This window comes from Bifidobacterium sp. LH_512 (assembly GCF_056356435.1).
Genome location: NZ_JBKEUE010000002.1, coordinates 111,101 through 131,356 on the forward strand (window position 1 = coordinate 111,101; position 20,256 = coordinate 131,356).

At 57.6% G+C, this 20,256-nt stretch carries 13 protein-coding genes and 1 tRNA gene; 3 read left to right on the forward strand and 11 right to left on the reverse strand.

Going from position 1 to position 20,256, the window contains the following annotated elements; genetic code table 11:
- Positions 1 to 66: 66 nt before the first annotated feature.
- Together AC1AWD_RS06320 and AC1AWD_RS06325 are read right to left on the reverse strand one after the other, a co-directional pair.
- Positions 67 to 2,916 carry an FtsX-like permease family protein gene (locus tag AC1AWD_RS06320; protein WP_476564988.1) on the reverse strand — a complete coding sequence of 950 codons (2,850 nt, stop codon included), beginning with the start codon at positions 2,914 to 2,916 and terminating at the stop codon, positions 67 to 69.
- Between the two features lie 73 nt (positions 2,917 to 2,989).
- Entirely contained in the window at positions 2,990 to 3,691 is a 702-nt protein-coding gene (locus AC1AWD_RS06325; RefSeq protein ID WP_476564797.1) for an ABC transporter ATP-binding protein, read from the reverse strand.
- 294 nt (positions 3,692 to 3,985) lie between these two features.
- Here AC1AWD_RS06325 and AC1AWD_RS06330 point away from each other — a divergent pair, with 294 nt between their 5' ends.
- Positions 3,986 to 5,449, forward strand: a complete 1,464-nt coding sequence (locus AC1AWD_RS06330; protein ID WP_476564799.1) for an amino acid permease — start codon at positions 3,986 to 3,988, stop codon at positions 5,447 to 5,449.
- A 521-nt stretch (positions 5,450 to 5,970) separates the two neighbouring features.
- Here the strand turns inward: AC1AWD_RS06330 and ilvC are convergent.
- From ilvC to AC1AWD_RS06375, 9 genes are all read right to left on the reverse strand, one after another.
- Complete coding sequence (ilvC, locus tag AC1AWD_RS06335) at positions 5,971 to 7,023, reverse strand: ketol-acid reductoisomerase (protein WP_476564801.1); 1,053 nt, start codon at positions 7,021 to 7,023, stop codon at positions 5,971 to 5,973.
- A gap of 230 nt (positions 7,024 to 7,253) precedes the next feature.
- Positions 7,254 to 8,603: an MFS transporter gene (locus tag AC1AWD_RS06340; protein ID WP_476564803.1), complete on the reverse strand. Its 1,350-nt coding sequence runs from the start codon at positions 8,601 to 8,603 to the stop codon at positions 7,254 to 7,256.
- Positions 8,604 to 9,084: 481 nt separating this feature from the next.
- Positions 9,085 to 10,626 (reverse strand): MFS transporter, encoded by a 1,542-nt coding sequence (locus tag AC1AWD_RS06345; protein ID WP_476564805.1) that lies wholly within the window; start codon positions 10,624 to 10,626, stop codon positions 9,085 to 9,087.
- A gap of 233 nt (positions 10,627 to 10,859) precedes the next feature.
- Positions 10,860 to 11,942, reverse strand: coding sequence for a LacI family DNA-binding transcriptional regulator (locus AC1AWD_RS06350; RefSeq protein ID WP_476564807.1), 1,083 nt, complete (start codon positions 11,940 to 11,942; stop codon positions 10,860 to 10,862).
- A 330-nt stretch (positions 11,943 to 12,272) separates the two neighbouring features.
- Complete coding sequence (gene gtfA, locus AC1AWD_RS06355; RefSeq protein ID WP_476564809.1) at positions 12,273 to 13,787, reverse strand: sucrose phosphorylase; 1,515 nt, start codon at positions 13,785 to 13,787, stop codon at positions 12,273 to 12,275.
- A 177-nt stretch (positions 13,788 to 13,964) separates the two neighbouring features.
- A complete protein-coding gene (locus tag AC1AWD_RS06360) occupies positions 13,965 to 15,299 on the reverse strand; it encodes an MFS transporter (RefSeq protein ID WP_476564811.1) in 1,335 nt (444 codons plus the stop codon).
- Positions 15,300 to 15,595: 296 nt separating this feature from the next.
- Positions 15,596 to 15,967, reverse strand: coding sequence for a fluoride efflux transporter FluC (locus AC1AWD_RS06365; protein WP_476564813.1), 372 nt, complete (start codon positions 15,965 to 15,967; stop codon positions 15,596 to 15,598).
- Entirely contained in the window at positions 15,967 to 16,644 is a 678-nt protein-coding gene (locus tag AC1AWD_RS06370; protein ID WP_476564815.1) for a fluoride efflux transporter FluC, read from the reverse strand. The genes AC1AWD_RS06365 and AC1AWD_RS06370 overlap by 1 nt, the downstream gene beginning before the upstream one ends.
- 231 nt (positions 16,645 to 16,875) lie before the next feature.
- Entirely contained in the window at positions 16,876 to 18,162 is a 1,287-nt protein-coding gene (locus AC1AWD_RS06375; RefSeq protein ID WP_476564817.1) for an adenylosuccinate synthase, read from the reverse strand.
- A gap of 428 nt (positions 18,163 to 18,590) precedes the next feature.
- Between AC1AWD_RS06375 and AC1AWD_RS06380 the strand changes: the two genes are divergently transcribed.
- Both AC1AWD_RS06380 and AC1AWD_RS06385 read left to right on the forward strand, forming a co-directional pair.
- Complete coding sequence (locus AC1AWD_RS06380; RefSeq protein ID WP_476564818.1) at positions 18,591 to 19,598, forward strand: hypothetical protein; 1,008 nt, start codon at positions 18,591 to 18,593, stop codon at positions 19,596 to 19,598.
- Between the two features lie 297 nt (positions 19,599 to 19,895).
- Positions 19,896 to 19,969 (forward strand) — tRNA-Gly (locus AC1AWD_RS06385).
- The last annotated feature ends 287 nt before the right edge of the window (positions 19,970 to 20,256 follow it).

Below are 20,256 nucleotides of genomic sequence, written 5' to 3' on the forward strand. Positions count from 1 at the left end.
GTTTCAAGACCCGCAGAAACCCAAAACCGTAATTCCCTTAGGGAAGTTACGGTTTTTGGGCGCAGGCTATTCCACACTTTTCAGGGAGCTGACGGGATCGATGCGGTCAAGCACGGGATTGGTGAGCAAATGCACGATGACGGCGAAGGCCGTGGTGACAGCCGCGGCGATCAGATAGCTCCACGGTTTGACCTCTACTTCGAAATACAGCGACGGCATATTGAGCGCCGCAGTGAGCAGTCCGCCGACCCACCGGCCGAGCGGCAGCCCGATCAGCGTGCCAAGACCGGTCAGAATCATCATTTCCTTGTTCACATACGTATGCACTTCGCGGTCATAGAAGCCGAGCACTTTCAGCGTCGCCATTTCGCGCACGCGCTCCGACACGTTCGTATTCGACAGCGTGAACAGCACGACCAGCGCAAGGCCTCCGGCCAACCCCACAATCAGAACCACCACGGCGCTCATCAGATCGAAGCCGAAGCTTTCGCGCATGTCGTCGGTGCTGATGGCGCTCAATATGCTCGGATCGTCGCCCAGACCTTGCACGTACTCGATCTTCTCCGCGTCCGTACCGTCCAGCGTTGCCAGCATCGCATTCCATACCAACGGCTCGGACACGTCGAATATGCTACGATACAGGGATTCGCTGATATAGACGTCCGAACCGATGAGGTTGCGCGAAATCGCAGCGACCTTCACATCGGCATGCCGCATTGCGCCGTCACGCAACGTGATGGTGTCGCCGGCTTCGACGCCGAGTACATTCGACGCGGACTGCGCCACGATCACGCCGGAATCGTCCAGCGGCAGCACGCCATGCCCGCCGTTCACATCATTGAGCGCAACCATCGTGTTCAAATCGTCGTTCCGCCCGTCGGGAACGACGGTCAACTGCACGATTTCGCCGGAGTTGCCATATGTCATCTCACCGCTGTCGATGCGCAGATCCATGGTCTGCTCGGTCTTGCCGTCCGCAGCGATCACGTCGCGCATCATATCCGCATCTGCATCCCCACTGACCACCATCATGTCGTAGCGATAGATGTCGCCGTACTGTTTGACGCCCAACGTGTCGACGCTGTCGTTGATGGCGAAACCGCATACGATCAGTGCGGTGCAGCCCGCGACTCCGCCCACCGTCATGATCAGGCGGCTTTTGAAGCGCACGATATTGCGCACGGTCACCTTATTGAGGAAGCTCAAACGATTCCAAATCGCCGGAATACGTTCCAACAGCACGCGCGCGCCCGCTTTCGGCGCTTTCGGCCGCATCAGCGCGGCCGGGGTCTGCCGCGCCTCGCCGACGACGGCGACAATCGTGGCCGCGACGACACCGACGACAAACAGCGCGATGCCGCCTGATCCGATCAGCCAATCATATTCCAGCGTCACATTCGGAATCACATACAAGCCGGACACTACAGTCAGCAGGAAGGCCGGAATTCCAAGGAAACCGGCCAGTAGGCCAAGGCCTCCGCCAATCAGACAGGCGAGCATGGCGAACAGCACATAGCGCAGCGCGATGGCGACATGCCCATAGCCAAGGCCGGTATATGTGCCGACCAGGCTGCGTTCCTCTTCGACCATGCGCGTCATGGTGGTCAGACTCATCAGCACGGCGACGATGAGGAACACGACGGGGAATGCGCGGCCGATCGCCTCGATGGAGGTCATGTCGGATTCGAAGGAGCTGAAACCGCTGATGGACGACCGCGCCTGCACGTACCAGGTCGCATCGGTGACGTTGTCGATTGATTGCTGTTGTTCGGCGAACGCTTCGTCGGCCTGCTGCCGCTGCGCATCCAATTGCGATTGCGCGTCGGTGATCTGCTGGCGCGCAGCGTCCAGTTGGGCGTTGGCGCCCGCAGGTACTGATGACATTGCGTCAATATTGGCCTGCTGGTCATTGATTTGCGTTTGGGCAGCATCCAATTGCTGATAGGTCTCCGTTTTGGCCGCGTCCAATTGCCGCTGCGCATTGTCGGCGATCTGATCGCGCCGAGCCCGCTGCCTTTCGGCCTGCACGTCGTCGCCGATTCGGTCGGCGACCTCTCGGATAAGGCGATCGTATTCGTCGGAGAAGGAGTCTTCGCCGGCGGCGCCTTCGACGGTGAGGTTGATGGCGGTGTAGATATCGCCGATGACGCCGTCAGACGGGGCAAAGAACGTGTAGTCGGAGGCGACGGTTTTACGGAAGGCGGCCGTGCTGTAGCCTTCCGGATTGTTCAGGTCCTTGGGATCGAGCACTTGGCCGACGATGGTCAGTTCCGTCGGAAATTCAGGAGAGGCTTCTTCGGTATCCGAAGGGGTTGTGTCGCAGGAAGACGCGCCGTCAACGGATGCGGCGTCGCCGGAATCATCCTGCAATCCGGTGACGTCATCCGATTCAACCGGCGTCACCGTCAAATCGTCGCCGATCTCATAGCCGCTTTCCACCAGGAATTTCGCCGTCACCGCAATCTCGCCGGCACGCGTCGGCATACGGCCTTTCTGCAAGTACGGCCTGTCCATGCCATCATCGGTGATTTCAGTAATCGTCACCGTCTTATCGGTGCCGTTCACCGGCGTTTCCACGCTTTGGCTGCGTTCGGGCTGCACGTCGGCGACGCCGTCGACATTGCGCAGCGCGGCAACATCATCATCCGTCAAACCGTATGTCGACAACACTTGAATGTCATGCAGCGACTGCGCGTCATACAGACGGTCCGCTGCAAGCAACGCGTCGCGGCAGCCCGCGTAGATGCCCGTCAATACGGCGACGCCGAGCAGTGAAATCGCCGCGATTGACACGAAACGTTTCCACGCGTGCACCCACGAGCGCAGCGTGTCTTTGGCGAACGCCGCAGAGAGACCAGGCGCATACGAGCGTCCACGAACAGCGCCACGCCTATGTTTGCCCTTGTCGCCAATCATCGTCACTCACCCACCATCATTGCTTACCGTTCATCGCCGTCACTCATTACTTGCCATTCATCGCCGCCGCCGCTCACCATTCGATGTCGGCAATCGGCGTCGGCGACGGATTGATTTCTTCCTCCGTGACTTTGCCGGAACGGAAATGCACGACCTTGTGTGCCATCGGAGCGAGCGCGGAATTATGGGTGATGATCATCACCGTCATGTCCTCGGAACGGCAGATATCCTGCAATAATTGCAGCACTTCCTTGCCTGTCTCATAATCGAGCGCGCCGGTTGGCTCGTCGCACAACAGCAGTTTCGGCTTCTTCGCGATGGCGCGGGCGATGGACACGCGCTGCTGCTCGCCGCCGGAAAGCTGCGCGGGGAAATTCTTCAGACGGTCGCCCAAACCGACCTTGCGCAGGGTCTCCGCGGGATCGAAATGGTCGATGCAGATCTGGGACGCCAATTCGACGTTTTCCAATGCGGTCAGATTCGGCACGAGATTGTAGAACTGGAATACGAAACCGATATCCGTACGGCGATATCCGATCAGGTCCTTCTTGCGCAGGCCCGTGATGTCACGGCCTCCCACGACCACGCGGCCGGAAGTGGCCGTATCCATACCGCCCAAAATATTCAAGGCCGTGGTTTTGCCTGCACCGGACTGGCCCAGAATCACCGTAAGTCGCCCCTGATCGGCAGTAAAACTCGCCTCGTCAAGCGCGCGGATCACTCCGTCGCCGGACGGATATTCCTTGACCACATGGTCGAATTCGATATACGCCATTGCACACCTCCTCGGCCCGTGCCGCTCGTACTCAAGGCCCATGAGCACACAGCGGCCGTCGTATTTCCCATGGTAAATCAGCAGTCTTGGAATAAACCTGAACGCGCCCTCGTTTCCCGCGCTTTCCCCAAACCGTTACAACAACGGTGATATGACGTTTCATATAGTGGCGCGATATCTGAGACTTAAAATGCGGGCCATACAATACGGGATACCACGCAGTAAACGTGGCAGGATGTGTTATGCGCATTCGGCAACGCTTGCGTGTCTGTATTCAAAGAGGAAGGGACTCTGTTGACTACTACGAAACAACAGGACGCACAGCCTACACAGGGCAGCGCGGAAACCGTTGAACTGCGCAGGTCACTGAAAAACCGCCACATCCAGCTCATCGCGCTCGGCGGCGCCATCGGCACCGGCCTGTTCTACGGTTCCAGCGAATCGATCCAGCTTGCAGGCCCCGCCATCCTGCTCGCCTATCTCATCGGCGGTCTCGCCATCTTCCTGATTGTGCGGGCGCTGTCCGAAATGAGCGTGGAAGAGCCGCGCGCAGGCGCGTTCAGCTACTACGCCACCAGATACTGGTCGAAGCGCGCAGGCTTCATCTCCGGATGGAACTACTGGTTCAACTATGTGCTCGTCTCCATGGTGGAGCTATCCGTGGTCGGCTCGTTCGTCAATTACTGGTTCCCGTCGATTCCGCAATGGGCGTCGGCTGCGTTCTTCCTCGTAGTCATCATGGCCGGCAACCTGCTGGGCGTCAGCAAATTCGGCGAATTTGAATTCTGGTTCGCCATCATCAAAATCGTCGCCGTCATCGCCATGGTCATCGGAGGCCTGTTCGTCATCATCGCCAACGTGCCTACGTCATCAGGCGTGGCCGCATCATTCGCCAATCTCATCAACATCGACGGCGGATTCCTACCGAACGGCCTCATGACGAAAACCGCGGACGGCCAATGGACGGGCCTGCTCATGGCGTTGGTAGTCGTCATGTTCAGTTTCGGCGGCACCGAACTGATCGGCGTGACCGCAGGCGAAACCGAAAATCCGCGTGTCACCATTCCAAAGGCCACCAATGGCATCATCTGGCGCATACTCGTGTTCTACATCGTCGCATTGGGCGTCATCATGGCCGTAGTACCATGGAACACCATCGACGGCACCTCCAGCCCGTTTGTGCAGATCTTCGATTCCGTCGGTGTGCACGCGGCCGCAGGCATCCTGAATTTCGTGTGCCTGACCGCCGTGATGAGCGTCTACAATTCCGGCCTGTATTCAAATTCGCGCATGCTGTATTCGCTGGCCAAGCAAGGCAACGCCCCCGCATATCTGGGCCGTGTCAACTTCCACGGCGTGCCGCTGGCGGGCGTGCTCACTTCCGCTGCGCTGACCGCGGTGGCCGTTGTGGTCGTCTTCGTCTGGCCGGAATTCGCCTTCAACTATCTGATGAGCATCGCGACGATTTCAGCAATCATCAACTGGACCATGCTCATGGTCACCGAGCTGAAATTCCGCAGGAAGATCGCCGCAGGCGAAGGCCCCGGCGAACTTGCCGGATTGAAGGGGCGCGAGGCGCTTGACCGCATTCAGTTCAAGCTGCCGTTCGCTTCCGTGACGCCGTATGTGGTGATTGCGTTCCTCGCGATGATCGTGGTGCTGATGTGCTTCTCCCCCAGCTATCGCATCGCCGTCGTGGCCGGCGTGATCTGGCTGGCGGTGCTGTTCGGGGCGTATCAGGTGACGCAGAGGAAGTAGCCGGAGACTTCACAGCCGAAGCGGCTGCCGCATAAGCCATATACAAGGCCTTGCAGATTTGTAGTTAAAACCTGCAAGGCCTTGCAGATTTGTAGTTAAAACCTGCAAGGCCTTGTCGTGTTTTCGCATGCCTGCTTGTTGCGACGTTTTGGGGAGGGCAAAACGCTAGTAGTCTCCCCATTCAGTCACAAAACACCCTTTTTGCGACTGAATGGGGAGACCGGATGAGTTTCGACCTCCGCAAACCGTCACCAGCGGTACAGGACAGGCCGTAGACCGCCCTCAGCGGTACAAATCGGGGAGCACGTCCAATTCGAGGACGATATGCAGCCAAACGATTTGGGCATCACCTTGGCATGCAATACCGAACCCGTCGCCGTGCGCTACGCGTGGCGCAGCTGGGGTCCCGCCCCACTGCTCAACGGCGCCCCAACATGCCAAATGGCCGCCACCCCGATCGGGGTGGCGGCCATTTGGCATAAGAACCGTGTCCTTAGGCGACGCCCATTACGGTCACAGGCTCACTGCACCTGGGCGCGAGCGATCTTGCCGGTGAAGGAGTTGGCTTCATCGGCGTCCTTGGCAGCACCGTTGTTCCAGGAGAACATGGCACGCAGCTTCGGGCCGACGGACTCGATGCGGACGTTGGAGTACTTCTCCTGCAGTTCCTTGAACTTCGGAGCGCCGGCGTCCTGATCGTCAATGAACTCCTTGGCGAAGGAGCCGTCCTGAATGCGCTTCAGGTGGTATTCCATGCGCTTACGGCAATCCTCGTTGATCACGGTGTTGGTGTAGTCGCCGTACTGAGCAGTGTCAGAGCAGGACCAACGAGCCTTGTTCAGACCGCCTTCGTTCATCAGGTCGACGAGCATCTTCAGCTCGTGGCAGACCTCGAAGTAGGCGATTTCCGGCTGGTAGCCAGCGTCGGTCAGGACTTCAAAGCCCATTTCGACGAGCTTGTTCACGCCGCCCATGAGGACGTTCTGCTCACCAAACAGATCGGTTTCGGTCTCTTCCTTGAAGGTGGTCTTGATAGCGCCTGCGCGCAGAGCGCCCAGAGCCTTGGCATAAGCCAGGCACATTGCCCAGCCGTCACCGCGCGGATCCTGCTCAACGGCCACGACGACCGGGACGCCACGGCCAGCGGCGTACTCACGACGAACGATGTGGCCCGGGCCCTTCGGAGCGACCATGAAGACCGGATGGTCTTCGGTCGGCTTGATGTAGCCGTAGTGGATGTTGAAGCCGTGGGCGAAGGCAACGGCTGCGCCCGGCTTGATGTTCGGCTCGATGTCATCCTTCCAGATGTTGCGCTGGAACTGATCAGGAGCCAGGATCATGATGATGTCGGCTTCAGCGGCGGCTTCCGGCACGGACTTGACTTCCAGGCCCTGCTCCTTGGCGAATGCGACCGACTTGGAGGTCGGGCGCAGGCCGACGACAACGTCTACACCGGAGTCACGCAGGTTCAGTGCGTGAGCATGGCCCTGAGAGCCGTAACCGATGATGGCGACCTTCTTGCCCTCGAGCACGGAGAGGTCTGCATCGTTCTCGTACCAGATTTGTGCTGCCATTGTGGCGCTCCTTTGAATTTGATTTTCGGGCTCCCCTAATCAAGAGTCCACGTTTCTGATTGTTCATATACGGACGGCCGTTCGCCGTCCGTTCGGGCGTTGCCCCATTATTTTTTTCGGTCAGGAGGATTTTGTCCTCAAATCTGGGGACCATCCTAACCATAGATTTTGCGCGTCACGGGCGCCCCGTCCAAAACGTGAACGCCCGCGCACAAACTTGTTACCCGAGGTCACTTCGTGAAATCGACGTCCTTAGTCTCATGGCAACTCACGACCGCTACCAAGCAGCACACGGCCATGGCGCCAAGGTACAGGCCGACAGAGTGCACACCCCAGTTGGCGGACAGCCAGGTGGCGATGGTCGGTACGAAGGCGGCGCCGACGATGGCAGCCAGGTTGTAGCCGATGCCGGAGCCGGAGTAGCGCACGTTGGCGTCGAAAAGTTCCGGCAGGAAGGCGCCGATCGGACCGAAGGCGGTACCCATCAGGGCAAAGCCGACGCACAGGAACACCATGTTGGCCAGGAAGTTGCGGGTGCCGACGACATCAGCATTCAGCAGGAACGGGAACAGGACGGCGAATACGACCAGCAGCACCGAAGAGGTGATGATCACACGACGACGACCGAAACGGTCTGCGTTCACGCAGGAAATCACGATGAACAGCGCGAACACGCACACGGCGAGCATGAGCATCAGCAGATATTCCTGATTGGTGAAGCCCAGACCGCCGCCGCCTTCGCCCGGCTCCTTGGTCCCCCATGCGAGCGACCAAGTGGCCAGCGTGTAGAACAGCGTGTAGGTGACGGCCACGAGGAAGGTGGCCTGCAGTACTTGCTTCCAAGACTTCTTGAACACTTCGACGAGCGGAGCCTTAACGACCTTCTTCTGCTCCTGGGCCATGCGGAAGATCGGGGTTTCCTCCATATGCACTCGCACGACGAGGCCGACGATCACGAGGATTGCACTCAGCAGGAACGGCACGCGCCAGCCCCATGCGAGCATTGCTTCCTGATTGTTAAAGCTTTCGAGCACGAAATACGTGCCGTTGGAAAGGAAGAAGCCAATCGGCGCGCCCAGCTCCGGGAAAGATCCGTACAATGCGCGCTTGTTTTCCGGCGCGTTCTCAGTAGCAACGAGCGCGGCGCCGGACCATTCACCACCCAGGCCGATGCCTTGGATGAAGCGGCACAGGCACAGCAGCACGACGGCGGCCAGCCCCCACTGGTTGTAGGTCGGCAGGCAGCCGATCAGGAAGGTTGCCACGCCCATAGCCATCAGAGAGACGACCAACGTAGTCTTGCGGCCCATGCGATCGCCGAAATGGCCGAAAATCAGTGAGCCGACCGGGCGTGCGATGAATGCGACGGCGAAGGTCACGAGGCTCAAGAGCAGCGCGACGGTCGGATTGGTGGTGTCGGAGAAGAAGATGTGCGGGAAGTAGTTTGCCGCGGCGGTGCCGTAAGCGTAGAAATCGTAGAATTCGATGGCGGTGCCGACCATCGATGCCGCGATGACGGTTTTCACCGAATCGCGCACCATTGCGGCGGCTTTTCCAGTCGTAGCGTCGACTGCAGTCATATCAATGCTCCCAAAAATCGTGGTATACGTCCGTTTTTGGCTGAGCCTTCCGCATTTCGTCGCTGTGCCTTATGGGCTATATATGACGAAACCCTGCGTTTTGCAGGGTCTTACTTGGTTGAAGCCGAACCCTGCCACGCGTGGGACGGGGTTCAAGCCATGCTCGATCAGCCCGCCAACGACGACGGGATAATAATTCGTGCGGCTTGCATTGCATATGCATACATTCCAGTCATCGCGGCGAACCTCCTTTCGGGCTTTGCAAATCCTTCATGCTGAACCGTTGTTCAACTTTCGCTGTGCAATGTAGGTCTTGCCTGCGTCCACATTCCAGCAATAGTTCACTATTTGGACGCTGCCGTTTGCGCAGTAACAGTAAAAATTGTGATTGCGATCTGTAATCACAACAAAGAGGCGGCACCTTCCATATACGAAGACGCCGCCGCTTGCAATCGGGAAACCAGCAATAATACCGTGTGATTCAGGCGCGTACTGCGATTGCGGCAAGGCCGGACAGCACTACCGCAACGACCGCCGCAAGCAGCAGCACAGCATATGATGCGCCGGTTGTGGACATTAATGCCGCGCCAGCGACGATGCCAATCAGCATGCCGACGCTGCCGGCGAATTGCATCACGCCAACATATCGTCCGGATTCGCGGACATCCGGCAGCACCGACATTGCCATAGACTGTCCGACACCGTCAAACAATGCAAAAGCGAATCCACCGAGCGCGGCAAACGTCACCATTGCAGACGTCGACGGCATAGCCCAAACACCCATCAATCCCAGCGCATACAACACGCAGGCAGCAATCGTCGGAATGCGCAGATCATCGAAATGCCACACAATCGGCCCCAATACGAACGCGCCAATCAGCGATGCGACAAATGACGCGACCGCCATCATACACACCGTAACAACGGTAGCGGCCAGCCCGCTCATGGCATCAACAATGTAGTAGGCGACGATATACCACTGGAACACGCCAGTCAACGCGACCGCAGCCATCATCATCATGCGGGACACGCATGCGAACGTGAATTTCGGCGCGTTTTTCGGCAGACGATATGCGGCGAAAAATTCGGTTTTACGACGCACGGCGATTTCTTCGCTGGAACGTTCGCGCGGCAACACCAACACCGAAAGGATGCCAGAAATGGCGAAAGCAACTGCGTAATGTGGGAAAGCGGCGGCCGAATCGTTAGCGGAAAGAGCACCGAAAATCACGCCCAGCAGCTGGCCGAGGGCGAGGCCGACACCGCGCCAGGCGTCGGCTTTGTCGCGGAATTTGTCGGGGATTCGCTCGCCGAATGCGGAGGCCAGTGGAATCGCCATCATAATGTAGCCAAGCTGCAGCAACACCCAGCAAACCGTCATGAAAGCGACTTGGCCAGCACCAAGAAGCAGCGTGAACAGACCTGCAATCAAGCCACCGGAGATAATCCACGGCGTACGGCGGCCGAAAGATGTACGCGTATTGTCGGACTTCTGCGAAATCAGCGCATTGCACAGCACCGAAGCGACCACGCCGACGCTCATCAGCGTGGCAAGCGACATTGTACGGCCTTCTCCAGCGACGACTGCGATGCGAACGGGCACCAGCACAACATTCAATGCCGCCCAGGGGATGGTGATGAACAATGCGGCCAGCATGAAACCGATTTTCATGTGTGCCACTTCGCCGCGCGACGGGCGGTATCCGTCGGCGTCCACCATCGGGTCGCGCAAATCGAGGAAGGATGATTCCATATTCGGCACGGCAACGTCGATGCTGGCGGCTGCAGTAACCGGCGAGCCGGCGGCATTGAGGCGCGCCGCCTGTACTTCAGGCTTTTCGTTGGATGACTGCGGCTTACGCGGAGTTTGTTTGACGGTCAGCCGCGCGATGGCGCTTTTTTCTTCCGGACTCAGGACCTTGTCGAAATCAGGGTGATCGTCGATGCCGGGACGGATGAAGACCTGGCCGGGCAATGGCGGCGGGGTTGGTGTGGATTCGGTATCGTTGTTTTCTTCTGTCATCTTTTTCTCTCGCGTCAAACTACATCACAACAAAGAAAAACCACCCGCATGCGACTGCAACAGCGCATTACGAGCGGTTTATCAACATACCTGCATGCTATCAGGGCGGCGCGAAATGACGGACGGAAGACAACGACGGGCGGGAGACAGCGACGCGCCACGCGCTGTACGAACACGTGATGTTGCCGCTGACCGCCTAGGCCGGCAATGCCGGCGGGGACGCAAGACGCATTCTAATGCCGCGTACTGTCGCCCTGCACGAAGGTGACGGGAATCAAGTCCATGGCCTCAGTGATATCGTGTGGGGACAGGTCGTCTTCAGGCCCCACACCGACAATCCCGACCATGGACGCATCAAGCTTGCCGCCCTCGGCTTCGCGCGCCTGCAGCAATCGATGCACCAACCGCCGTGCAATGGCCCGACAATCCTGCCGTACACACGTCAATGCGACGCCCGCCGCATCAGCGACGAACGTGCCATCATACGCGACGATCTGCAAATCGTCCGGAATGCGAATGCCACGCCGGATGGCCTCTTGTGCGCAATACGCCACCACATGGTCAGCCCCGACGATGACATCGGCATCAGGATATCGGTCCAGCACGGACAGCGCGATTTTACGCTGCATCCCGAATTCCGCGACGTCGCCCACTTCCACGTAGTCATAGCGGACTCCGCTCTCGGACAGCAGGCCTTCCATTGCGGTGTGAAAACGCACCGTAGGGAACGTGGTGCCCATGCCACCGGCATAGTCGACGAATTGCGAACGCGGCCCTCCCATCGCCACGACATGCCTCACGCCGGTCTTCAGCAGATGCTCGGCAATCAGCCGTCCGCCCCTGTCATGATCCGAGCCGACAGCGGGGATGCCATCGCCCAGATACCGATCGAACGCAACGACCGGACGCCCGATGGAAGTCCAATACTCCGGCGGATAATCCGTATGAGACGCCATAATGATTCCGTCCACCATATGGCGGCGCAGCATATCCACATATTCTTTTTCGCCCTTGGTGCCCTCGGATGTAGAGCACAGCATCATGTGCAAGTCGTGATCGGAGAACTCGTGATGGATGGCCGAGATCAGCGCGGAGAAGAACGGATGCCGGATGGATGGGACAACGACCCCGACGATATCGGTACGATCGCGATACAGATTACGGGCAAGCTCGTTGGGGATGTAGTTGAGGTCCTTCATCGCGGATTCCACACGTGCACGCATATCATCGGAAACATATCCGCTATTGTTCACCACCAACGACACCGTGCTGAGCGAAACTCCGGCCTTCTTGGCCACGTCACGCATGCCGACCATTACTCCTCCATCCTTCATACAACAAATTTCCGACGACGCCCCAGCGAAAGAACGCGCATTACAGGATACTCAGGCGCTCACCATTGAGCGCGACGCATGCTGGAAGGCCGTCACGATTGGCAGGCAGTACAACAACATGAGCAGATTGACCATCATCAGGTCGAACACGACCCCCATAATGCAGAAGAACGCATTGTTTCTGATCAAAAAAAAACTTGGCCATGCCAGCATCCTCATGCATAAGACGCACCGTGTCGACATTTACCGGCGCGACAACGTATGACAAAGGCGGCGCCCTCTTCGCGAAGGCGCCGCCCCCAAACGAACCAATCAGGCGATAACCGGAGGGTTGGCGATCAGATCGTCGGTGCGATGCGAACCGCTGGCATCCGTCCAGGAGAGCGAAGCAACCGGGGTCTCGTTGTCCACGCCAAGCCCACGTCCCGGTTCGAAGGTGAGGCTGGCCGAAGTGGACTTTCCCTTCCACGTGAAGGTGATGGCCTTGTCGCCGTCCACTTCGTAGGAGAATTCGCCGTCGAAGGCATCGAGCATGTTGCGTAGTCGGCACAGCGCGTTCAGGGCTTTGACCACCGGGCGCTGAAGGTTTTCGTCGATTTCCTCGACCGTGTAATAGTGACGGTTGATGTCACGTCCGACATTACTGCGACGCAGCAGATCCATATCGTTCTTGCCGGCGAGTGCACCGACATAGTAGACCTGCGGCACGCCTGGCAGGAAGAACTGCACGGCGCGAGCCGCGATGTAGTGCTGGTCGTTGCAGCCCAGCGCGGAATAATACGTGCTGTTGACCTGGTAGAGGTCCAGATTGGAGGCTGCGGCGCCGGTGGCGGCCTGAGATTCGCCATTGGTGTTCGCGTGAATGGTGTTGACCAGATTGTCCACGTCTTCGTCCGGGATCAGCCCCTTCAAGCTGCGATCGAGCTGGTCGGATCCGATGTCGATGACACCGATGCCGTCATGCGTATCAAGCACGGTGACGGCGTTGTTCGGACGTACTTCCGTCCAGTGGGCGACCGGCTCGACATGTCCGGTGGACAGGCTGTGCAGCAGCAGCGGCGGCAGGGCGAAGTCGTAGACGCGGTCAACCTTGGACGCGATTTCAATCTGCTTCTTGTAGTAGGAGTGCACTTCAATGAGGATCTCCAGGCCGCGCTTGACACCTTCCTCACGCAGACGGGAGATCAGCTTAAAGGTCTTCGGTGTCATGAAGCAACTGGTACCGGCTTCCTTGGCGCCGTATCCGACGGCGTCGAGACGGATGTAGCTGACATGGCTGGCGGCCATCTGGTCGAAGATCGACATCAGGTATTCCCAGCCCTTGTCGGAATCGGTGTCGATATCGACCTGCTGCGGAGTGAAGCTCACCCACACCAGACGGGTCTTGCCGGCGAATTTGTAGTGGGTGAACGGCAGACCCGGGCGCGGGCGGTAAATGCCGGCCAGGTCCTCTTCGGTGGCGCCGTTCGGGAACACGGAGCTCATGGTAAGGAACATCGGATAGTATTCGGATTCCTCGCCCTTGGCGAGCACGTCCTGGAACTGCTTGGATTCCCAGCTCATGTGATTGACGATGGCGTCGACCATGATGCCGTGGGTTTTGGACAGTTCCGCGACATCGTCCCAGTCACCCAACCGCGAATCGACTTTGGTGTGGTCGATCGGGTCAAAACCTGCGTCAGCGCCGTCAAAAGGCGTGAAGAACGGCAGAATGTGAACGCCGTCGTATACGCCGTCGAAACGGGTACGCAGAATATCCGTCATTGATGCAATTGTGCCCTCACCCAGCCGGTCCGCATAGGTGATGAGCTGCACTTTGTTCTTCATTAGCCCTCCCTGGCCTCGGCGCATCATGCCGCCAATTTCATCGTTCGAGACGGGACGGTCCAATCGACCTCCCCGCTATCGAACCGGTTCGACAATAATAACGCAAAGAGTCTGCCTTCACACGACTTCGCGTGTCGAACCGGTTTTGCGCGACGAATCGAATTATGGCGTCCGCCGTCACCGGATATTGCGAATACGCATGATAAGCCCAGCCGCAACCAACACCACGACAATGCAGACGGGGAACACCAGCTGGTAGTTGTTGGTCATCGCCACGATAGCCGACGTCAGGGCAGAACCGATCACCGAGCTCAACGTATTGGCCATGTTGAGCACTCCCAGATCCTTGCCCGCCTCCTTCGGGTTCGGCAGAATGGACACATTCAACGCCTGATCGATTGCGTTATACACGCCATAGCCGAAGCCGGCGATTCCCGCGAACAGGTACATGCCCATCTCATTCGGAATCAACCACGGCATGGCCGCACCGACCGCGAACAGGCAGCTGGACAGCGCGACCGGCAACTTCCTCATGCCAAGGTAATCGGCGACCGGCCCTGCGACCACGGCCGCAACCAGGGAGGCGACCATGGTGACCACCGACATCTTCGCAATGATCGTCGCGGCGGCGTTCGAGACACCGACGGCGTCCATGCCCGAATCAGCGAGTATGTAGTACTTGATGATGTACAGCTGATACCCCGTGATCATCTGATAGCCGGCGACCATCATCATGCGGCCGAACAACGCATAATAAAAATTCGCGGATCCCTTGCCGTGCGGTGGGACGAATGCACGCAGAATCATGGCCAGGCTCAGCTGCTCACGAGGTTCGTCAACGTTGGAAGGCTCGCGAGGCCAGATGCCCACAACGACAATGCCGATCAAAGCGAAGCCGAGGGCACCGACCATGAAGCCCATCGGAACATTGTTGATCATCAGCGAGCCCACCAAGGAGCCGGCGGTCTGGCCCAGCACACCACCACCGCCCATGAACGAAGACACCGTGCCACGGAACTTATCCGGCACGCGATCGGACATCGTCGCGACGAACGGGGCGTTCATCCAGTTATAGAACAGCTGAATGCCGCACCACAGCAGCAGAATCAACGGCAGGGACTTCGCATGGACCAATCCATACACGCACAAGCCGCACAGCACACCGCCAGAAGCGATCCACAACGTGCGCTTGCCGAAACGGGACCGCGTCAAATCGGAGAACGTGCCGAACACGATGTTGGCGACCAACGCCACCACGGAACCGACACTGTTGATCAGGCCAATGAATGTGGCCCTTTCGCTCGGCGCGATCTGATCGACCAACTGCGGGACCAGGATACCGGACAGCGAAGTCCACACGATACCGGTGACAATCAGGCTGATGGTAAAGCCGGCGCCCAAGCGAAGCACGCCAACCACGCCAGGATGCTCACCATTGGCCGCGGCCAGAGAATCATACGAGTCAACCGATTCTGCGCCGACCGCCCGCGTCATTTTGCCATTGTTGCCCATAGAGTTGTTCCTCTCTTGATTCCCTGCATCAACATGACCCGCAGACCTCGGCATGGCAAAAAGAAATCACGCATCGAATTGCATTCATAAGAATCTCCACCGCCGAAGTCTCGACTCAGACGTAATACGTCGTCCGCGGCGCATGGGACATCATCCCTTTGCCATCGAACCGGTTTATGCTAATGCAAAACCACACCAGTTCGCATATTGTCCGCGTGTCGAACCGGTTTTATACAGCAGTCGGGAAAACCTTAGCGCCATGCCTAACATGCCATACGCGCATGTGTCACAACGCATTATCGGGTGAGAGAGACGAACCACCAGCCTAAAGCCACACACATCATTGGAACGACGACGGTTGCCAAGCAGTACGCACCGGCAACGGAAAAACGATGCTGACGGACAAGCGTGACCATTTCATTGATGGCCGTCGAAAATGTGGAGAAGCCCCCCAGGAACCCCGTCACAAACAGCAGATACGCATTCGAATCAGCCACACCGTAAAACGCCGACGCTGCAGCGATGCCGGCGAACAACGTCGCCGACACATTGATCACGAACGTGTTCAAAGGAAACGCGTTCTTCCAGCGCTGCTGAATGGACGTGTTCACCACGAAACGCGTCATCGCGCCCAGTCCGCCGAACAGGCACACACCCAAGAACAGCATCAGCGAGCCTCCCCCGTAATCGGATCAGCCACGACCGGGATCTCATCAGTGCTCGGATGCGCGCCATCGAACGGCGTCGGCACGACCACCCCCTCCGCGACTTGCGGGCGTTTCTTGTGATGCTCGGTCAACATGCGCACCGCAACCTGCGCCGCACGTTTCGAAGCCAGCTTCATCGCCACCGACACCGCAGCAAAGGCCACCATCAAACCGCACAGAAAGCTTACCGCCGTATACACGACGAATCCCACATATTCACCAGCCTGCAACGCATGGATGTTCTCGATCACCATTGCCGACAACGTGGAAAACCCGCCGCACAATCCCATACCAACGCCACGATTCGCCAATTGACGAACACGCTTATGAATCCACGTCGCCTGCGCCCAATACGCGGTCAAAAACGCAAACACAAAGCAGGCCAGCATATTCGCCACGAACGTTGCAGCGTGAAAAGCGCTGAACGCGCCGGTCTGTGCAGCCGCGGAAGGCATAAGCAGCGACAGGCCATAGCGCAGCGCTGTACCAACGCAGCCGCCTGCAAACACGACGACATACAGCATCACATCAGCCAACGGATTAAACCGCGCCTGCATACGCTTCATCGGCGCCAGCGGAATCTTCGGAGGATTGCCAGACGACGCGGGATTCACGCCAGCCGGCTGCAGTGTATCCATGGTGTTTTCTCCATCCTTTACGCAACGACGATGCCACTACACATCAACCGTACAAAACGCAATCCACCGCAAGCTGGCCGCATATCAATCATCAAACATGCCAAATATCGATGTGCACCGATGCCGGCAGCAGCAACAATATGACGGCCGACCACTGTCTTGCAACGGTCGGCCATGACATTTACGGAACATGCGAATCGTGATCCGATTGGAATCATCCGTTCAATCAATTCAGCCTAGCAGTGAATTGATTTCGATGATGTGATCGCGCTGCGGTCCGGTGCCGATCGCAGAGATGCGGCAGCCGGAGATCTCTTCCAAATGCTTCACATACGCCTGACAGTTGGCCGGCAGCTCCTCGAAAGAGTGCATTTGGGAAATGTCCTCGTCCCAGCCCGGCATGGATTCGTAAATCGGCTTCGCAGCGGTGAAAGCGGCCTGATCAGTCGGCATCTCGTCGAAACGTTCGCCGTCAACGTCGTAGGCCACACAGATTGGAATCTTCTTCAGCCCCGTCAGCACATCCAACTTGGTCAGCACGATGTCGGTCAGGCCATTCACGCGGGAGGCGTAACGGTTCACCACAGCGTCGAACCAGCCGCAGCGACGAGGGCGGCCGGTAGTCACACCATACTCATGGCCCTGGGCTCGCAGCCAATCGCCGTCCTCGCCGAACAGCTCGGTCGGGAACGGGCCCTCGCCGACGCGGGTCACGTATGCCTTCGAAACGCCAATCACACGTGTAATCTTCGTCGGGCCGACGCCAGTGCCGGTGCAGGCGCCGCCTGCAGTCGGGTTGGAGGAGGTCACGAACGGGTAGGTGCCGTGATCGACGTCTAGCATCGTGGCCTGGCCGCCTTCGAACAGCACGGTTTTGCCTTCATCAAGAGCCTTGTTCAAAATCAGGGAAGTGTTGGCAACGTACGGTTTCAGACGCTCACCCAGCTTCAACAGCTCCTCAGTGGTGGCGTCAACGTCGATGGCGCGACGGTTATACAGCTTGACCAGCATCTGATTCTTCTGATGTAGGCTGGCCTCGACCTTGTCATGCAAATGGTCGGCATTGAACAGGTCGTGCACTCGGATGCCAACGCGGTTGATCTTATCGGCATACGCCGGGCCGATGCCACGGCCGGTGGTGCCGATCTTATGCTTGCCGAGGAAACGTTCGGTCACCTTGTCGAGCACACGATGATACGGCGCAATCACATGCGCTTCTTCACTCACCAGCAGACGGGAGCAATCAACGCCACGGGATTCCAAGCCGTCGATCTCTTCAAACAGCACTTCCGGATCAACCACGACGCCGTTGCCGATCACCGGGGTCGCACGCGGGCTCATGATGCCGGACGGCAGCAGATGCAGCGCATAGGATTCATCGCCGACGACAACGGTATGGCCTGCATTGTTGCCGCCGTTGAAACGCGCGACATAATCGACGCTGCCGCCGATCAGATCCGTTGCCTTGCCTTTGCCTTCATCGCCCCATTGAGCACCGATCAACACGATTCCAGGCATGATTGCACCTCCGCTTGAAGCCCGATTCCGCCGGGCAATAAGCCTACCGTAGGCCCTCTACTGAAAGGTGGTGATTGTCCTTATTTCAAGCACGCGCTGCGCGAGGAGCTTACCGCATATCCCCAAACCGTTAGAACCACGTGGCTCTAACGGAACATGGCTCTCAATCTCGCCGTTTTCGTTAAAACCACGTGGTTTTAACGCCCCATCCTCGCTCCAATCTATCGCATCAACATGGAATTGCTCACGGAGTCTAATGCAATTGCGAGTAAGGGTTTTAAGGCACCTCTCGAATACCTATCTACACGCCCGCCCTCGGAACTCATCATTTTCACAGGCGACGCGCGGCAATGTGAACAACTTCGTCTCTTCGTCCACACCCGCCATTCTTCATATGCCACACCGGCACAATCCCGTATCGTATGACCATGTCCAAGGAAGTGCAACACCGCATCGACGCGCTTTTCGAAAAAGCAGCGATTACTCGCACGTACGTCATGCCAAAAGAGCCAGCTGACAGACAGGCCATGATACGCCGTGTCGCTGCCGGTACGGTAATCTCGCCTCTCACCGGGCTGTTCGTAGACACGGTCACATGGGACAGTCTGCAATATCACGAACGCATCGCACGTTTGCTACGTACAATCTGCCAGCGACACCCCGATTGGATATTATGTGGCCCATCTGCCGCTGGCGCTCACAATTTTTCCAACAACTTATATTTACATCGAAAAATCCATGTAGTCACCCGAATGCAAGCCCACTCTGGAATACATGGCGCAGTTTACTCACATTACATTCCCGAACCAATTCGTTCCGTTACCATCGACGGCATGCGGGTCACAGATTCCATGCGAACAATGCTGGACTGCGCCCGCGTGCTGGATTTCGAAAATGCGATGATCATCTGTTCTGCAGCGCTGCGCGCAGAACAAATCCCCAATTCACAGCTACAGGAATACGTGGAAGGACATCCACGTATCAAAGGCATTATTCGAGCGCGTTACGTCGCCGAAAAAGCCGAACCACTATGCGAAAACGGCGGCGAAGTCGCAGCATTGTGCGCTTTTCACGAAATGCATTTCAAAAAACCGGAGCATCAAAAAAAATTTGCTAGTCCTCTTGATGGGCATGAAATTCGCCCTGATTACGTGTGGACACGTGATGATGGCACCTTGATTGCAGGTGAATTGGATGGATTACAAAAATACACAGATTTGCGAATGACGCGCGGCTTGAGCCAAGCTGAAATATTGATGCGCGAAAAGGATCGCGAAAGCGAATTGAATATGTTGGGGATTGACGTTGTGCGATTCCAAATGCAGCATGTCCGCAACAAGGAGGCGCTGCAGCAACGACTAAACGCCGCGCGAGTCCCGCACGAGCTCAATCCATCACGTTCGCCATTTGCACGCTTTCAATGCAAGGCTTACTGACCTTGGTACGCACTGTGCACCACCTTTGCACCATTACCGACTAAACCCAAAGTATCTCCGCAAACCGTTAAAACCACGAGGTTTTAACGAAACTGGCCCTTCCACGCTATATGAACCGTTAAAACCTCGTGGTTTTAACGAAACGGGAGATTCGAACTCGCTGCGGCTCAGGCGGATTCTTGGGAGCAACACAGCGCAGAGCGGCGATGCTAAGGCGAAAGGGACGTGGTACACTGGCACAGTATGTGTCGGTGACTTTGACAGTGTTTGACGCTGAAGATGTGCACTAATCACCCTGCGGATGTAGTTCATCGGTAGAACGAAAGCTTCCCAAGCTTTAGAGGCGGGTTCGACTCCCGTCATCCGCTCCATTAAAAAAATATTGAGGATTCAATAATTTTTGCCCCCACACACAGGTTGTGACAATGTTTCGTCGCCAATGCCCGTCTCTACGATGTGATGCGAGAGCTGGTATTAATCGGCCGTCTATATCTTCTCCGGACAGATAAAAACGGTGCCGTGACAACACACACCGGCACCGTCTTTCCGTCTTCGAAACGGCAACATGCGGGCTTTGCCACCATTCTGCGAAGCTAAGGGAAAAGGCTTGGGCATCCTCATGCGAACAACCGATTTTCCTTGGAATTCCAACGGTGCA